This window comes from Actinoplanes sp. NPDC049668 (assembly GCF_044465445.1).
Lineage (GTDB): Bacteria > Actinomycetota > Actinomycetes > Mycobacteriales > Micromonosporaceae > Actinoplanes.
In genome coordinates, this window is sequence record NZ_JBITLR010000005.1 from 591,705 (window position 1) to 607,441 (window position 15,737).

Sequence of the window (15,737 nt, forward strand, 5' to 3'; positions counted from 1 at the left end):
ACCCGTTTTCGCTGCCCCGGCCCATACCGGTGAGGGGTTCCATGCGGCATGATCACCGCTCGTGAACTGCCCCCACTGCTTCAACGCCGTCACCGCGGCCCGCGACGCCACCCCGTGGTGTCCGTCGTGCGAGTGGAACCTCAGCCACTTCGAGCCCGGCCGGCGCCCGCCCGAGCTGGGCTGGGTCTGGGCGGATCGGGCCACCCACCGGGTGGCCTGGCGGTTGACCGCCGGGCAGTTCGCCCGGCTGGCGGACGGGCCGCTGCAGCGGCGCTCCTGGAGCGCGGCCCGGGTCTTCACCATGGCGATGGCGGTGTTCCTGCTGATCGTCGTCGTCGCCGCGGCGGGGCTTGGCGTCTGGCTGACCGCGTTCAACTTCCCGGGCCTCACGATCCTGCCCGGTGTCGCCCTGCTCGGCGTGGCGGTGGCGTTGCGCCCGCGGCTCGGGAGCGTCGGTGACGACGTGCACCTGCTCGACCGGGACGAGGCCCCCGAACTCTGGGCGCTGATCGACCGGGTCGCGGCGGCGTCCGGTGCGCCCGTGCCGCACCTGGTCGGGCTGGACAGCTCGCTCGGCGCGTACACGACGACCGTCGGCCTGCGCCGCCGCCGGGTGCTCTGCCTCGGCGCGCCGCTCTGGTCCGTGCTCGACCAGCAGGAGCGGGTCGCCCTGGTCGGCCACGAGCTGGGCCACTTCGTCAACGGGGACCTGCGCCGGGGCCCGCTGACCCAGGTGGCGCTCAGCACGCTGGGCCGGCTCGCCGTGCTGACCCGGCCCGACGACGACTCCCGGTGGACCGGCGTCATCGGCATGATCGCGGCGGTGTTGCAGTGGCTGGTGCAGTCGCTGCTGTACCGGCTGGTCCTGGGCCTGCACCTGGTGGTCGTGTGGATCGGTCAGCGCGACGCGCAGCGGGCCGAATACCTGGCCGACGAGGTCGCGGCGCGGGCCGCCGGCAGCGCCGCCGCGGTGCGCCTGCTGGACGCGCTGCTGCTCCACGAGGCGATCGACACGGTGATCTGCCGCGAGGCGCGGGCCAAACGCGCCGGCGCCGCCTGGCGCGAGGCCGCCGACGTCGCCCGGGCGAACCTGGCTCCCGGCGTACCGGCGTTCCGGCAGCTGAGCCGGCGCGACGAGGTCTCGCTCTTCGCGTCGCACCCGCCGACCGGCCTGCGGGCCCGGATGCTGGAACGCCGGCCGCAGCACGCGGCCGCCGTGACGCTGACGGAGCAGCAGGCGGAACGGATCGACACCGAGATCGCCGGCACCGTGGAGCGGGTCCGGCGAGACCTCGCGACCGCCCACTACTAGCGGCGGTCCGCCGTTACGGGGTGACGATCGTGAAGCCGGGGTCGGGCTCGTCGGTGAGGCCCGCGATCATGGCGAAGACCTTCGGGTCGCCGTCGAATCGGATTCCGTCGGCGCCCGCGCCGCCGAGCAGGCCCAGCAGCTGCGGCCGGGTGAGGGTGACGACGAGGTCGGCGTCCTTGGTCCGGCTGGTCGGGTGGTGGGTGAGCACGCCGTTGGACAGCTCCATCCGGTACGTGTCGCCGCTGTCGCTGAAGTGCCAGCGGATCGACGCGGAGGTGTCCCAGGCGCGTTTGCCGTCGATGCGGATGGCGAGGCTGTCGAAGAGCTGGGTGACGGTGAGGGCGACCGCCATGCCGGCCGAGCTGACGCGGGCGACGACGATCTCGCCGCGTAGCTCCTGCGCGCCGGTGAGGTAGTTGTTGCGCCAGGTGCCGCACTCCGATCCGTAGCCGAGGCGGGTGAACACCTCGCCGAGCAGCGCCTTGGCGCCCTCGTGCGCCGGGTCGGCGAACACGGCGTGGCCGGCGAGCTCGGCGGCGAAGCGGAGGTCTCCGGAGTCGGCGAACTCGCGGGCGCGGGCCACCGTGGCGTCGATGCCGCCGATGACCTGGACGTAGCGGGCGGCGGCGGCCTCGGGCGGGTGCTGCCACAGGTGTGCGGGGTTGCCGTCGTACCAGCCGAGGTAGCGCTGGTAGATCGCCTTGATGTTGTGGTTGACCGAGCCGTAGTAGCCGTGCGTGTGCCACGCGGCGTCCAGCGCGGGCGGCATCTCGATCATCTCGGCGATCTCGCTGCCGGTGTAGCCCTGGTTCATCAGCCGCAGCGTCTGGTCGTGCAGGAACGCGTACAGGTCGCGCTGCTCGCGCATCAGCGCGACGATGTTGTCCGGGCCCCAGGTCGGCCAGTGGTGGGACGCGAACGCCACGTCGGTGTCGTCGGCGTACAGCTCGATGGCCTCGTTGATGTAGCGGGACCAACCGCGCGCGTCGCGGACCTCGGCGCCACGCAGGGTGAGGATGTTGTGCAGGTTGTGGGTGACGTTCTCCGACAGGCACAGGGCGCGCCGCTGCGGGAAGTGGAAGTTCATCTCCGCGGGCGCCTCGGTGCCGGGCGTCAGCTGGAAGACGATCCGCACACCGTCGAGGGTCTCCTCCTGGCCGGTGTGTGTGATGTCCAGAGTGGGTGCGACCAGGCCGACCGTGCCCGTCGACGTGCCGGGGCCGAGCCCGACGCCGAGCGTGCCGGTCGCGGAGACCGGCAGGCCCATGCCGGTGTGGTACATGCCGCGGCGCAGCATCGCCGTGCCGGCGTAGACGTTCTCCGACACGGCGTGCTCGAGGAATCCGGCCGGCGCGACGATCGGCACGTCGGTGTCGGCGTCGACCACGCCGAGGACGCCGCCGAAGTGGTCGATGTGTGAATGCGTGTAGATGACCGCCCGTACCGGCCGGTCGCCGCGGTGCGCGCGGTAGAGCGCCAGCCCGGCCGCCGCCACCTCCTGCGACACCGCCGGGTCGATCACGATCACGCCGGTGTCGCCCTCGACGAGGGTCATGTTCGACAGGTCGATGCCGCGTAACTGATAGATGCCCGCGGTCACCTCGAACAGGCCCTGGATCGCGGTCAGCCGGCTCTGCCGCCACAGGCTCGGATCGACCGTGTCCGGGCAGTCGCCCGTGGTCGCCGCGGTGTATTGGTCGGCGTCGTACACCACTTGGCCGTCAGCGGCCCTGATGACGCCCGGCTCCAGGCGCGCGATCAGGCCCCGGTTCGCGTTGTCGAAATCGGTGTGGTCGCTGAAATCCGCAGGCACGTCGGCTCCCTCGGCGTTGCGATCATGTCCGCCTAGATCGTCACAAACCGGCCGACCGAGGCGCTTCACCCTGCGAGGATGAGCTGATGCGCCGGCCGACCGGTTCGGACGTCTCCGCGGGCCTGGTCACCGGCCTGTTCAGCATCCCAGAGGGCATGGCGTACGCGGCGATCGCCGGGTTCAGCCCGGTGGCGGGGCTGTTCTCCGGGGTGGTGCCCGCGATCGTCGGCTCGCTCACCGCGCGCACGGTCCTGATGGTCACGACGCTGACCAGCGCCATCGCGCTGACCTCGCAGAGCGCGCTGTCCTCGGCGGGGCTGGACCCTGCGGACGCCGGCAACGTCGCGCTGCTGGCCGTCATGACCGGCCTGGTCATGGCGCTCATGGGAGTGCTGCGGCTCGGCGCGGTGATGAGCTTCGTGTCCAACGCGGTGATGACGGGCTTCTCCACCGGCATCGCCCTGCAGATCATCACCGGGGTGCTCAAGGACTCCACCGGATACCGGCCGCACGGGCACAACAAGCTGGTGCAGCTCGGCGACTGGCTGCTGCACCCCGGATCGTGGCAGCTCGCCACGACTCTGGTCGCGGCGGCCACCATCGCCGTCTGGGCGGGCGCGCACGCGGTGCGCCGGCTGCGGACGGTGGCGCTGCTGGTCGCCCTGGTCGTGGTGAGCCTCGCGGTCGGGCTGCTCGGCACCGACGTCGAGCTGGTCAACGGCATCGCCGGGATCCCCGCGTCGCTGCCGCAGCTGACCGTGCCCGACTGGGCGGCGTTCCCGGCGCTGCTCGGCGGCGCGGTCTCGGTGGCGCTGGTGGCGTTGGCGCAGGCCGCCGGCATCGCGCCGACCGTGCCGAACCCGGACGGCTCCCGCGGCGACATGAACCGTGACTTCCTCGCGCAGGGCGCGGCCAACGTCGCGGGCGGGCTGTTCCAGGCGCTGCCGGTCGGCGGCTCCCTTTCCCGTACGGGGGTGGCGGTGTCCGCCGGGTCGCGTACCCGATGGGCGGGGGTCTTCTCCGGGTTGTGGCTCGCCGTCATCGTGCTGGTCTGCGCACCGCTGGCCGAGCGGATCCCGATGCCGGTCATCGGCGGGCTGATCCTGGTCGTCGGCGGGGAGCTGATCTGGGCCCGGCGCCGTGACGTCGCGCTGATCTGGCGCACCTCGAAGGTGTCGGCGGCGGCGATGGCGGTGACGTTCCTCGCCACCACCCAGCTGCCCCTGCAGCAGGCCGTCATCCTGTCCGCGGTGCTCTCGCTGCTGCTCTACTGCGCGCAGGCGGCCCGCCAGGCCCGGTTGATCGCACTGGTACGCGACGAGCAGCGGCGGTGGACGCCGGCGCCGGTTCCGGCGCGGCTGGCGTCGGGGACGGTCACGGTGCTGCGCTACGAGGGCGTCAGCCTCTTCGCCGAGCTGCCCCGCATCGACGAGCAGTGGCCCGTCGTCGGCGACGCGCGCCGGCCGGTGCTGGTCCTGTCGGTGCGCGGCGTGCCCGACGTGCCGTCCTCCGCAATGATCAAACTGCTCCGCCGCCGCGCGGCCGAGCTGGAAGGCGCCGGGGGACGCCTGATGCTCGCCGGCGTCGACCCGCCGCTGATGCGGATCCTGCGCGACACCGGCCTCGCGGACACCCTCGGCGACGACGGCGTCGTCGCGGCCGACGGCCCGGTCACGGCGCCCCTGGAACTTGCCGTGGCGCAGGCCGACCGGTGGCTCGCCGACCGGGATTAGGGCCGGGCGTCAAACCAGTCGAGCACCCGGAGGGCGCGCAGCGTGTTCCAGCGGCTCGGCTCCCCCACGCCGCCCTCCAGGGCGAAGTGGACACGACCGGGGTGGACGCGCTCGAGCGGCCAGCGTCCGTCCGGTCGCCGCCGCGCGCGCACCACCTCCACCGCCTCCGCCATCCGGGGATCGGGCCCGGCGCCCGAAAGCCGGAAGTAGTCCAGCGCGCGCAGCACGTCGTAGTGCCAGTAGTACGGGAAGGCCGCGTCGAGGTACGCCGGGTTCACGACCCCGCCGGTGCCGCGGCGGCGGAACAGGCCGCGCTCCAGCAGGTACTCCTCGCCGCCGCGCCGGGCCTCGCGCACCGCGGCGGACCCGCCGGTCACGCGCTCGAACTCGAGCAGCCCGTCGAGCACGTTGATCGTGGTGTCGAACGAGGAGCGCACGGACCCGTTCTCGGCCTCGCAGTTCCATCCGCCGTCCGTGAGCCGCTCGCCGAGCAGCCGGTCCACGATCGGCGCGACGTCCCGGCCGAAGTAGGCGCCGGTCTCGACCGTCCGGCCGTTGATGCACGGCTCGACCTCGCCGTCGAAGAACCGCTGCCCGTCGTGCTCCCACCGCACCTGCCCGGCGACGGCCGCTACCGCGCGCCGGGCCGGCTCCGACGCCGGATCGAGTTCGCATATCCGCAGGGTCTGCAGGGTGTGCATGGTCGCCGTCCACGGCTGCCCCGGCTCGTCGCGGGTGTAGTCCGCCGGGAAGCAGGCGCCGCCGTCCCACGACCCGTCGGACTGCTGCCGGGCGAGCAGCCGGGCGCCCCAGCCCTCGGTGGCGATCCGCGCCCGCTCGGCGGCGACCTCGCCGGGCGCGGCGCCGGTGAGGTCACGCAGCACCTGCCGGCGGATCGCCGGGTCGCCGTCGAGCAGCCAGTCGACCACGCTCATCGCGGCAGCCTACTCGTCGGGGTCCCAGGCGATGACCCGGTCGAGGTGGCGCCGGTCGCCCTCCAGCTTCAGCGACTCCATCGGCACCCGGTTGTAGAAGAACAGGACCAGCTCGCTCGCCGTGCCCCACACGGAGACGTCGGCGTCGGCGGGCCGCCGGGTGCTGGTCACGCCGTCGGCGGCGAGCGAGACACCCCAGGAGTCGCCCTCGGTGGCGTGGTAGGCGATGGTGGCGGGCTCGTACGGCCAGCGGTAGTCCCCCGCGCAGCAGGTCGTCAGGAAGTCCCCGATGCCGTCGAGCGCCACCTCGTCCGGCAGCGGCCGCGGCGCGCCGAGGGCGGCCTGGACGTCGTAGGTGTGCACCGCGACCTCCTGCACCTGGTGCCGGGCGACGGCGCCCGCGGTCTGCGGCGACTCCGACCGGTCCCACCAGGTCCAGCAGCCGCCGTCCGGTCCGGCCTCCCGCAGCGCGGTGGCCAGCTCCCGGACCGAGGCGTCCAACCAGGCCAGCAGGGCCTCGCGGTCCCGTGGTGCGGGCTCCGCTCCCCGCGCCGCGAACTCCGCGCAGGGTGCGTCCGCCGGTCCCGCGGCGACGACGGCGGCCCACTTGCGGCGCCCCCGGCCCAGGTGCTCCGCCAGGTCGAACAGCGTCCACTCCGGGCACGTCGGCACCGGCAGGTCGAGGCTGGGCGCGGAGGCGATCGCGGCGCGCATGGCGGCCGATCGTTCGTCGAGCAGGGCCAGCAGGTCGGTGAAGTCCAAGGTCCTTTGCACCCCGGGTGTCTATCACCGTCGGCCCGCGGCCGACAGCGATTTTCAGGACTCGGGCCTGGTGTGCAGCAGGTCGCGGACCTGTTCCGCGGCGCGCATCATGCTCTCGCTGATGAAGGCGCTGAAGCGGGCGATGTTCTCCAGGCGGGCGGAGGCCGCGGGGCCGAGTAGCCCGACGCCCTGCCGCGCGATCTCAGCGACCTGGGCGATGCCGCGGGCGCTGGCCACCGTCGACTGGTACCAGACGTCGTCGTTGACGAAGTAGCGCTCGCGGCGGCGCTCGTCGCGTTCCCGGCGGATCAGGCCCTGCTCGTCGAGGAACGCGATCGCCTTGGAGACCGACGCCGGGCTGACCTGGAGGCGCTGGACAAGCTCGGCCGGGGTGAGGCTGCCCGCGTCCGTGGTGAACAGGCAGGTCAGCACGCGGGACGCCATCTTGGGCAGGCCCTGCTGCATCATCAGGGTGGTGAACGCCTCCTCGTACTCGCGCACGGCCTCGGCCTGCACCGGCGCGCCCGGCCGCCGGGCCGGGGTGTGGTTGCGCCGTCGGGCGCGGCGCTCGGTGGCGCGGTGCGCCAGGTCCGAGCGGTAGGCGGTCGGGCCGCCGTTGCGCATCACCTCGCGGGTGATGGTCGAGGTCGGACGGTCCAGACGCCGGGCGATCTCGGCGTAGGCGAGGCCGTCCGCCAGCCCGAGCGCGATCTGCTGACGTTCCTGCTGAGTGAGCCTGCCGCCCGGCACCGTGATCCCCATTCCGTTGTCCCTGTTGCCGTCAGCGTAGCGTTCGTCCACAGTCCAATGCAACGATCAACTCTCCGGCCATTGCGTTAGGTCCGAACCTGTTGCAACGAAATATCAACGTCCACCTGCGGTGATGCGAGTCCAATGCAATGAATACGTTGCTCGATGTTCGAACGCAACGTAGCGTTTCTGGCATCGGAAACAACGAGCGCAAGGAGAGAACGATGCAGAAGTTCGACACCCCGGCCGCGATCACCGCCCTGCTGGACTTGCCCGCCGGGCGCATCCAGGTCATCGCGGCCGACCGGGCCGACACCACCGTCGAGATCCGGCCGGCCGACGCCGGCGCCGGCCGCGACGTTCGGGCCGCCGAGCAGACCGCCGTCGAGTACGGCGACGGCGTCCTGCGGATCAAGGCGCCGGCGGCGCAGAGCCGGATCGTCGGCGAAGGCGGATCCGTCGAGGTGACCGTCCAGCTGCCGGCCGGCTCCCGGATCGAGGCGAAGGCGGCCGCCGCGGAGTTCCGCGGCGTCGGCCGGCTCGGCGACGTCGCGGTCGAGGGCGCGTACGGCACGGTCAAGATCGACGAGGCGGCGAGCGTGCGCCTGACCGCCCACGCCGGCGACGTCACGGTCGGCCGCCTCGCCGGGGCCGCGGAGATCAGCACCCAGAAGGGCGACATCCACGTCGTCGAGGCCGCCTCGGGCACGCTCACGCTGCGCACCCAGCAGGGCGACGTGACGGTCGGCGCCGCGCCCGGGGTCTCCGCGGTCCTGGACGCCGGCACCGGCTACGGCCGGGTGCACAACACCCTGAGCAACACCGAGGGCGCCGCGGCCGGGCTGAACATCCACGCGACCACCCAGCACGGCGACATCACCGCCCGCAGCCTCTGACCGGCAACACCGACAACGAACAGGTGGAACTCATGATCAAGAACCGCAACGCCGCGACCGCATCGACCTGGACCGGCATGGTGCCGGTCGACGACAGCGCCCTGGCCGTCACCGACACCGGCGGCGCCGGCGTGCCCGTGGTCTACCTCAACGGCCACTTCGCGACCCAGGGGTACTGGCGGCGGGTCCTCGCCGAGCTGGGTACGGGCTGGCGGCACATCACCTACGACGAGCGGGCCCGCGGCCGAAAGTCGCTGCGCTCGGCGGACTACTCCTTCGCGGTCGCCGTCCGCGACGTCGACGCGGTCCTCGCGGCCCGCGGCGTCGACCGGGCGGTGCTGGTCGGCTGGTCGTACGGCGCGTTCGTCGCGGCGCACTGGGCCGCGACGAACCCGGACCGGGCCATCGGCGCGGTCCTGGTCGACGGGGCGTTCCCGTACGACTGGCTCGACGAGGCCGTGGAGCGGCGGATCCGCACGATGTTCCGGCGGATGGGCTGGTTCATGCCGCTGCTGCGCCCGACCGGCCTGGTGCCGCGGATGACCACCGGGCAGATGGCCGACAGCAACGTCGAGCTCGGCGTGATCTCCCGCGAGCGGGAGCTCGGCCCGGTGCTGGACAGCCTCGCGGTCCCGACCCGGTACGTGGTCGCGTCGGGATCGTCGTTCGGCAGCAAGGGCGACGAGCAGGAACGGATCCGCACCAGCCTGGACGAGGTGACCGCCCGTAACCCGCGGATCAGGGTGAGCGCGAAGGTCCCCAGCAACCACGGCGCGATCCTGCGCAAGGACTTCCGCGCCATCGCCGACGCCGTGCGCGAGGTCGGCGCCGAGGGTTGAGTGGACGCGGCCGGGCACCCAGGCGGGTGCCCGGCCGCGTTGACATGCCTATCGATGGAAGTCAATCTAATGCGATGTCGTCGCGACGTGACTTCCTCAAGGTTGCCGGCCTGGCCGCCGGCGCTCAGGCGGTGCCCGTCGGCGCCGCGCCGCCGGCGAGCCTGGCCGACGAGACGCTGACCGGCTACGGCAGCCACGTTGCCGACGCCCGCGGCATCACGGTCACCAGCACGACCGGGCAGCAGCTCAGGATCACCGCGTACGGCGGGCACATCGTCCGCGTCCGCGCTGTGCGCGGCGGCGAGGCGTTCTTCGCCGACGACCGCTACGAGATGGTCGACCCGGCGAGCCACGCCAGCCTGGGCGGCACCCTGCAGGTGGCCGACGGCGGCGACGCGTTCACGGTCACCACCGCGCCGGCCGACGGCATCAGGGTGGTGCTGCGCAAGAACCCGCTCCGCCTCGAGCTGTACAGCCGCGACGACGGCGCCCCGCTCGCCCGGGAGGACGCCACGCACAGCGTGGGCTGGGGTGCCGCGACGGTCCGGCAGACGTTCACGAGCGCCGCGCCCGGCGAGCACTTCCTCAAGGCCGGCCACGGCCTGTACGGGCGCGCCCCGAAGGTCGACCGGACCGGCGACATCGTCTCGCACAACTACGGCCTGCTGACCCAGCACAGCGAGCAGGCGCCGGCGATCGTGCCGATGTACCTGTCGTCGCAGGGCTACGCGATCTTCTTCAACACCACGTTCGACACCACGTTCAACTTCGGCAACGGCGGCACGTACGAGTTCTCCGCCGACGCGCACGACGCCTCCGGCGCCCGCCCGCAGCTGGACTACTTCGTCATCAAGGGCCCGGAGTTCGTGAAGCTGATCGAGCGGTACACGGCGCTGACCGGCCGGCCGCGCCTGCCGCGGCTCGGCGTGTTCGGGCTGCAGCTGTCGGACAAGAACTTCCCCACCGTCAGTGACCAGAACTGGTGGACCTCGCGGATCACCGCGCTGCGCGACGCGGGCTTCCCGCTCGACGTCCAGGTGCACGACAACCGCTGGCGGGCCGGCTCCGGCGGCTGGAGCGGGTCGTGGTTCGAGTTCAGCCCGCAGCGCTGGCCCGACCCGGCCGCGTTCAAGCGCTGGGCCGACGAGCACGGCGTGCTCACCACGCTGGACTACAACCGCAACAACTCCAACGAGATGGCCGGCTGGGTCGCCGGCCCGCCGCCGGGCTACAGCTTCCGCCCGGCCGACCTGACCGGCGTCGCCGACGGCGACGCGGTTCCGGACTGGAGCAACCCGGCGACCCGCGCCTGGGCCTGGAACGTGTTCTGGACCAAGGCGCTCGATCCCGCGCTCGGCTATCCGGGCGACGCGTTGTGGATCGACGAGCCCGACGAGCTGGGCCCCATCCCGTACGACGCGCTCGCCGCCAACGGTCAGCGCTGGGCGGAGCTGCGCAACGCCTACTTCCTCTACTGCCAGAAGGCGGCCGGGCAGGAGGGCTGGGACGCGCACATCGGCCGTGGCCGGCGGCCATGGATCTTCACCCGGGGCGCGACGGCGGGCCAGCAGCGCTACGGCCACCTGTGGACCGGCGACATCGACTCGACCTATCCGGAGATGCAGCAGCAGATCCGGGGCATGCTCAACGCCGGGCTCGGCGGGTTCCCGTTCGCCAACATCGACGCCGGCGGCTTCCTCGGCGGGATCGTCTCCGAGGGCCTCTACCGCAACTGGGTGGCCGCCTGGGCGAGCATGTCGCCGATCTGGCGGCCGCACTCCAACGGCAACACCGCGACGCAGGGCCCGGCCGCGTCCCGCTGGCCGATCGACCAGGGCGCCGCGAACAGGGCCGAATTCCTCCGGTACGCCAGGCTGCGCTACACCTTGATGCCCTACATCTACACGATCGCGCACACCGCGTACGCGACCGGCGTGCCGATGGCCCGGGCCATGGTGATCGACTACCAGCGCAACCCGATGGCGTACACCCACGACCTGCAGTACCTGTGGGGGCCGTCGATCATCGTGATGCCGGTGACCACCGACACCGCGGGCGCGGTGCAGCGCGTCTGGCTGCCGGCCGGCGACACCTGGTACAACTTCTGGTCCGACGCGCAGACCGTCGGCTCGGACACCGCCGAGAAGAGCTACGTCACCAGCACCGGCGAGCTCATCATGTACGTCAAGGCGGGCAGCCTGCTGCCCCGCTACAAGTACGCGCAGAGCACGGCGTTCCTGGACAAGACCCAGCTGGAGCTGGAGGTCTACACCGGCCGGGACGGCTCGTTCGCCCTCCACGAGGACGACGGGGTGAGCGAGGAGTTCCGCGGCGGTGCCGCCGCGACGACCGCGCTGACCTACACGCACGCCGCGCTGCGGGTGACGGTCGGCCATCCGGCCGGCACCTACGCCGGGGCGCCGACCGCGCGGCGCTATGTCGTGCGCCTGCACGGTCTGGCGGCGCCGGTCGGCATGCGGGTCAACGGCGGCGCCGGCCTGCCCGCGTTCACCGGCGAGTCGGCGGCCGTCCTCAACGGCGGCGGGCAGGTCTGGAACGCGGCCCGGAAGATCCTCACGGTCGTGACGCCGATGATCGCCGTCGGTACGGGCGGCGTCGCGGCGGTCGTCGAACCCAGCGGCGGCGCGTTCCCGGCCCCGTCACGCCAGGTCGTGTACGAGGCCGAGGACGCCGCCCGCAGCGGCGCGGCCATCGCCTCCCGACACCGCGGCTACACGGGCAGCGGCTACCTCGACTACGCCGGCGCCTCCGGCGACTACGTCGAGTGGACCGTCTCCGTACCCACGGCCGGCACCTACCCGCTGGGCTTCCGGTACGCCAACGGCGGCACCGCCGACCGGCCGCTGCGGATCTCGGTCAACGACGCGGTCGTCGCCGCGCAGCTGTCGTTCCCGCCGACCGGCGCGTGGAGCGCGTGGCGTACCGCCGCCCTGAACGTGCCCCTGCCGGCCGGCGCCGCGGTGCGGGTCCGGGCCACCACGACCGGGGCGAGCGGCGCCAACCTGGACAGCCTCAGCCTCGGCTGACGTCCTTGACGAACACGATGGCGTCGTAGTTGGCCAGGTGTGCCGGGTCCAGCGAGGCGTAGCCGAACCAGGTGGACTCGCGGTGCGCCGCGTCGCCGAGGCCGCCGGGGTCGACGAGACAGCGGTCCTCCGGAAGCGCGTACAGGAGTCCCTCGATGGTGTCGGGGGGCGGGGTGTCCACGCCGTGGTGGCGGATCGTGCCGACGGCCGAGGCCAGGAAGGCGTACTCCTCGCCCAGCCGGGCGCTGACGATCGACCCGGCGCACCACCACTGGAGCGGCATGCCGCCGAGCCGCATCCCGCTCTTGTCCCGCTGCAGGTGGCTGTTGTGCGCGTTGACCAGCGCCGGGCCGCGCTCGGCGAGGGCGAGCAGGTTGGCGGCGATCATCGAGTCCCGGACGCCGAGCAGCCACGTCATCCGGCCCGGCGACGTGTCCGCCAGCCAGTGGTGGTAGCGCAGCAGGCCCGTCGCGGTGCGGCCGTACAGGCGGGCCCGGTCCCACTCGTCCGGCGTGGAGGTCGCGATCAGGTGCGGCGTCTGCGCGTCGAGCAGGGCGGCCAGGTCGTCGGCGAGCAGCCGCAGCCGTCCGGCCTCGGGCGTGCGCCCCACGGACCGGGACGGGTCCATCATCGCGGCGGGCTCGGTCCACCGCTCGTCGGCGCCGAGCAGCCCGTCCAGGGTCTCCGCGGTGCACGGCAGCAGGTCGGCGTCGACCCGCTCGGCGAGGTAGCCGTGCAGCGCGGTGAGCGCCGACCGGGGGCTCTCGGCGCCGGTGATCTCCAGCGGGCCGTCGACCCCGGCGAACCGCACCCGCTCCGGCTCCGGCCGGCCCTCGTTGTACGCCCGCATCCAGCGCACCAGGTCGCGGTTGCCCGCGAACGCGCCCCAGCCGTGGCTGAACCCGCGCTCCATCACCTCGTCGAGGGTGCCCGTGCCCGCGGTGACGTAGTCGTCCACGACCAGGCCCAGCAGGCAGTCGCTCTCGATCGCGATCGCGCGGTAGCCCTGCTGCTCGACCAGCTGCCGGAAGAGCTCGTTGCGCAGCCTCAACAGGGTGTCCTCGCCGTGGGTGGGCTCGCCCAGGGCGAGCAGCCGCGGGCGGGAACCGAGCAGGGTCATGACGGTGGCGGCGTCGACGCCGTGGACAGCAGCAGTCATACCCTCGACCGTATCGTTGAACCGCCGGTTGAGACTTTGACGCGATAGTGGCAGGACCGTGACGCGAAACCTTCAAACGAGTGGTCACCTGAGGCCGGTCGACCTGGCGCGCGGGCACGGCCTGTCGACGCAGGCGGTCCGGAATTACGAGGCGGCCGGCATCCTCCCGGACGCCGAGCGCACCCCGTACGGATACCGCACCTACACGGGTGCGCACGCGCTGGCGCTGCGCGCGTTTCTCGCCCTGGTGCCCGGGCACGGCCACCAGACGGCCGCGGCGATCATGCGGACGATCCACCGGGACGCGGTCGGGGACGCGCTGCGGATCATCGACGAGAGCCACGTCCAGCTGCTCGACGACCGCCGTACCCTGCTGGCCGTCGAGGCCGCGCTGCGCGATCTGAGCCCGGTGCCGGCGGAGCGCGGCGACACGTTCGTCGGTCCCCTGGCGAGAAGGCTCGGCATCCGCCCGGCCACGCTGCGCAAGTGGGAGCGCGCCGGCCTGGTCCGGCCGCGCCGCGAGCCGCGCACCGGCTACCGGGTGTACGGCGCGGGCGACGTGCGCGACGCCCGGCTCGTGCACCAGCTCAGGCGGGGCGGCTACCGGCTGGCGCAGATCGCCCCGCTGATCGACCAGGTCCGCGCCGCCGGGGGCGTCGCGCCGCTCGAGTCGGCGCTGCGCGACTGGCACGCCCGGCTCGCCGACCGTGGCCGCGCCATGCTCGCCGGCGCGGCCGCGCTGAACGCCTACCTCGACTCCCGGGAAGAATCTCAACCCCAAGGCTTGCAGAATTAAGAATCTCAAGGTGATACTTGAGAAAGTTAAGGAGGACATCATGGAGTGGCAGGAACTCACGAAGCTGACCCAGGGGCAGTCGCTCATCGTCGAGCGGGTGCGGCTGGCCGACACGGGCGTGGTCATCGAGGGTGCCTTCGAGCTTCCCCAGCTGGCCGAGCTCAGCGTCGAGGACCAGGTGTTCGTCATCGCGTTCGTGCGCTGCCACGGCTCCATCAAGGAGATGGAGCGCATCTTCGGGGTCAGCTACCCCACCATCAAGAACCGGCTCAACCGGATCGGCGACGGACTCGAGTTCGTCGACACCGATCCGGCGCCCTCACGCACCGAGGTGATCCACCGCCTCAAGCGCGGCGAGATCACCGCGGCCGACGCCATCCGGGAGCTGGAGGCGCTGCCGTGATCCCGTCCCTTCCCCGGCGCACGGCGCCGGGCTCGCGCTCCTGGTCCGAATCATCCAGTACGAAGGAGAGGGAAATGAACGACAACCGCATGCACGTGCTGCAGATGCTGGCCGAGGGTCAGATCAGCGCCGACGAGGCCGACAGCCTCATCGCCGCGCTGGACAAGCAGCCCGCCGCGCCGGCCGCCCGCGCCGCCGACGTGACCGTGAGCAACCCGAAGTACCTGCGCATCCTGGTGGACGAGCAGGCGAGCGGCGCCGACGCGCCGACGAAGGTGAACATCCGCGTCCCGCTGTCGCTGCTGCGCGCCGGGGTGAAGCTGGCCAGCCTGCTCCCCAACGGCGCCAAGGAGCAGGTCAACGAGGCGCTGCGTAAGAACGGCGTGGACATCGACGTCACCCAGCTCAAACCCGAGGACCTCCAGGACCTGGTGGTGCACCTGGGCGAGCTCACCATCGACGTCGAGGAGAAGGACACCAAGGTCAGGATCTTCGCGGAGTGAGCCGGCCGCGGCGACACCCCACGGCCCGGATGCCCCTGGCGCGTGGCCAGGTGGAGCAAGCCCCATCGAGCGCATCCAGGATCCGGGCCGGGCCCGGCTGACCCACCGAGCGCCGCCACGGTCGACCGTGGCGGCGCTCGCCCGTGCTCACAGTGCGGAGATCGAGGCGGGTGCCCGCTCCTGGCGGGTCAGGGCGCGGATCACCGGCAGCGGGCCGTGCCGCCAGGCCGCGAGGCGGCCGAGCAGCCGGATCGTCGCCTCGGTCGCCTCGGCCGGCAGCTCCGGCGTCGGCTGGTCCAGGCTGACCGCCAGGTCGTCGACGTGCACGACCAGCTCGATCACCCGGGTGAGCAGGAAGTCGTCGACCAGCAGCCCCCAGTCGTCGAGGTCGACGATCCGGTCGGCCGGCTGTCCCGGCACGACGGTGTCCAGCAGGTCCAGGGCGGCGCCGGCCTCGGCGGCCAGGCCGCCGGCGGTGATCTGCGCGGCGGCCTGCTCGCAGCGGCCGCGGATGCGCACGTTGCCGGCGCCGTCCACTCCCGAGGTGACCCAGGAGTTCCCGGTGAAGTGCTCCATGATCGAGATTGCCGAGCCGCCCGGTTCGGCGGCGAGGAACGTGACGGTGCGGGTCAGCTGGTCCGCCAGGTGGCGGGCGAGGCCGCCGGTGGAGAAGTCGGCCAGCGCGCTCGGCGCGGACCAGCGCTCGGCCAGCGCGGGATGGCGCAGCAGGGTCACGGCGGTCCGAGCGGATTCCAGGTAGGCGTTTCGGATCATCGACCGAGGTTAGGG

The 15,737-nt window shown here is 72.6% G+C and carries 14 protein-coding genes; 8 read left to right on the forward strand and 6 right to left on the reverse strand.

Annotated features, from left to right (window positions below; genetic code table 11):
- The first annotated feature begins 61 nt into the window (after positions 1 to 61).
- Positions 62 to 1,312 (forward strand): M48 family metalloprotease, encoded by a 1,251-nt coding sequence (locus ACIBSW_RS23875; RefSeq protein ID WP_354721933.1) that lies wholly within the window; start codon positions 62 to 64, stop codon positions 1,310 to 1,312.
- A 13-nt stretch (positions 1,313 to 1,325) separates the two neighbouring features.
- Here ACIBSW_RS23875 and ACIBSW_RS23880 read toward each other — a convergent pair whose 3' ends face one another.
- The gene (locus tag ACIBSW_RS23880) at positions 1,326 to 3,125 is read right to left on the reverse strand and encodes an alkyl sulfatase dimerization domain-containing protein (RefSeq protein ID WP_354721932.1); all 1,800 of its coding nucleotides are present in this window, start codon (positions 3,123 to 3,125) and stop codon (positions 1,326 to 1,328) included.
- An 86-nt stretch (positions 3,126 to 3,211) separates the two neighbouring features.
- Between ACIBSW_RS23880 and ACIBSW_RS23885 the strand changes: the two genes are divergently transcribed.
- Entirely contained in the window at positions 3,212 to 4,858 is a 1,647-nt protein-coding gene (locus ACIBSW_RS23885; RefSeq protein WP_354721931.1) for a SulP family inorganic anion transporter, read from the forward strand.
- Here the strand turns inward: ACIBSW_RS23885 and ACIBSW_RS23890 are convergent.
- From ACIBSW_RS23890 to ACIBSW_RS23900, 3 genes are read right to left on the reverse strand one after another with little or no spacing between them, the layout of a single operon-like run.
- On the reverse strand, positions 4,855 to 5,793 hold the full coding sequence (locus ACIBSW_RS23890) for a hypothetical protein (protein ID WP_354721930.1): 939 nt from the start codon (positions 5,791 to 5,793) through the stop codon (positions 4,855 to 4,857). The genes ACIBSW_RS23885 and ACIBSW_RS23890 overlap by 4 nt on opposite strands.
- 9 nt (positions 5,794 to 5,802) lie before the next feature.
- Entirely contained in the window at positions 5,803 to 6,567 is a 765-nt protein-coding gene (locus ACIBSW_RS23895) for a maleylpyruvate isomerase family mycothiol-dependent enzyme (protein WP_354721929.1), read from the reverse strand.
- Positions 6,568 to 6,609: 42 nt separating this feature from the next.
- Positions 6,610 to 7,305, reverse strand: coding sequence for a helix-turn-helix domain-containing protein (locus ACIBSW_RS23900; RefSeq protein ID WP_354722007.1), 696 nt, complete (start codon positions 7,303 to 7,305; stop codon positions 6,610 to 6,612).
- Between the two features lie 224 nt (positions 7,306 to 7,529).
- Here ACIBSW_RS23900 and ACIBSW_RS23905 point away from each other — a divergent pair, with 224 nt between their 5' ends.
- The 3 genes from ACIBSW_RS23905 to ACIBSW_RS23915 all read left to right on the forward strand — a co-directional run bounded on the left by ACIBSW_RS23905 (position 7,530) and on the right by ACIBSW_RS23915 (position 12,087).
- Positions 7,530 to 8,201 carry a DUF4097 family beta strand repeat-containing protein gene (locus tag ACIBSW_RS23905; RefSeq protein ID WP_354721928.1) on the forward strand — a complete coding sequence of 224 codons (672 nt, stop codon included), beginning with the start codon at positions 7,530 to 7,532 and terminating at the stop codon, positions 8,199 to 8,201.
- A 32-nt stretch (positions 8,202 to 8,233) separates the two neighbouring features.
- Positions 8,234 to 9,040: an alpha/beta hydrolase gene (locus ACIBSW_RS23910; protein WP_354721927.1), complete on the forward strand. Its 807-nt coding sequence runs from the start codon at positions 8,234 to 8,236 to the stop codon at positions 9,038 to 9,040.
- 74 nt (positions 9,041 to 9,114) lie between these two features.
- Positions 9,115 to 12,087, forward strand: coding sequence for a TIM-barrel domain-containing protein (locus tag ACIBSW_RS23915; RefSeq protein WP_404799435.1), 2,973 nt, complete (start codon positions 9,115 to 9,117; stop codon positions 12,085 to 12,087).
- Here ACIBSW_RS23915 and ACIBSW_RS23920 read toward each other — a convergent pair.
- A complete protein-coding gene (locus ACIBSW_RS23920; protein WP_354730632.1) occupies positions 12,074 to 13,246 on the reverse strand; it encodes an erythromycin esterase family protein in 1,173 nt (390 codons plus the stop codon). The two genes, ACIBSW_RS23915 and ACIBSW_RS23920, sit on opposite strands and share 14 nt — an antisense overlap.
- 58 nt (positions 13,247 to 13,304) lie before the next feature.
- Here ACIBSW_RS23920 and ACIBSW_RS23925 point away from each other — a divergent pair, with 58 nt between their 5' ends.
- From ACIBSW_RS23925 to ACIBSW_RS23935, 3 genes are all read left to right on the forward strand, one after another.
- Positions 13,305 to 14,042: a TioE family transcriptional regulator gene (locus tag ACIBSW_RS23925; RefSeq protein ID WP_354730630.1), complete on the forward strand. Its 738-nt coding sequence runs from the start codon at positions 13,305 to 13,307 to the stop codon at positions 14,040 to 14,042.
- 40 nt (positions 14,043 to 14,082) lie between these two features.
- Entirely contained in the window at positions 14,083 to 14,445 is a 363-nt protein-coding gene (locus ACIBSW_RS23930) for a DUF2089 domain-containing protein (RefSeq protein WP_354730628.1), read from the forward strand.
- Positions 14,446 to 14,519: 74 nt separating this feature from the next.
- Complete coding sequence (locus ACIBSW_RS23935) at positions 14,520 to 14,948, forward strand: SHOCT-like domain-containing protein (RefSeq protein WP_354730626.1); 429 nt, start codon at positions 14,520 to 14,522, stop codon at positions 14,946 to 14,948.
- Between the two features lie 147 nt (positions 14,949 to 15,095).
- Here ACIBSW_RS23935 and ACIBSW_RS23940 read toward each other — a convergent pair whose 3' ends face one another.
- A complete protein-coding gene (locus ACIBSW_RS23940; protein WP_404799436.1) occupies positions 15,096 to 15,722 on the reverse strand; it encodes a maleylpyruvate isomerase N-terminal domain-containing protein in 627 nt (208 codons plus the stop codon).
- Between the last annotated feature and the right edge of the window lie 15 nt (positions 15,723 to 15,737).

Excerpts from the sequence above, each read along its gene's own strand:
- ACIBSW_RS23885 (WP_354721931.1), top strand. The coding sequence starts at position 3,212 with ATGCGCCGGCCGACCGGTTCGGACGTCTCCGCGGGCCTGGTCACCGGC.
- ACIBSW_RS23890 (WP_354721930.1), bottom strand. The coding sequence starts at position 5,793 with ATGAGCGTGGTCGACTGGCTGCTCGACGGCGACCCGGCGATCCGCCGG.
- ACIBSW_RS23905 (WP_354721928.1), top strand. The coding sequence starts at position 7,530 with ATGCAGAAGTTCGACACCCCGGCCGCGATCACCGCCCTGCTGGACTTG.
- ACIBSW_RS23910 (WP_354721927.1), top strand. The coding sequence starts at position 8,234 with ATGATCAAGAACCGCAACGCCGCGACCGCATCGACCTGGACCGGCATG.
- ACIBSW_RS23915 (WP_404799435.1), top strand. The coding sequence starts at position 9,115 with ATGTCGTCGCGACGTGACTTCCTCAAGGTTGCCGGCCTGGCCGCCGGC.
- ACIBSW_RS23920 (WP_354730632.1), bottom strand. The coding sequence starts at position 13,246 with ATGACTGCTGCTGTCCACGGCGTCGACGCCGCCACCGTCATGACCCTG.
- ACIBSW_RS23930 (WP_354730628.1), top strand. The coding sequence starts at position 14,083 with ATGGAGTGGCAGGAACTCACGAAGCTGACCCAGGGGCAGTCGCTCATC.
- ACIBSW_RS23935 (WP_354730626.1), top strand. The coding sequence starts at position 14,520 with ATGAACGACAACCGCATGCACGTGCTGCAGATGCTGGCCGAGGGTCAG.
- ACIBSW_RS23940 (WP_404799436.1), bottom strand. The coding sequence starts at position 15,722 with ATGATCCGAAACGCCTACCTGGAATCCGCTCGGACCGCCGTGACCCTG.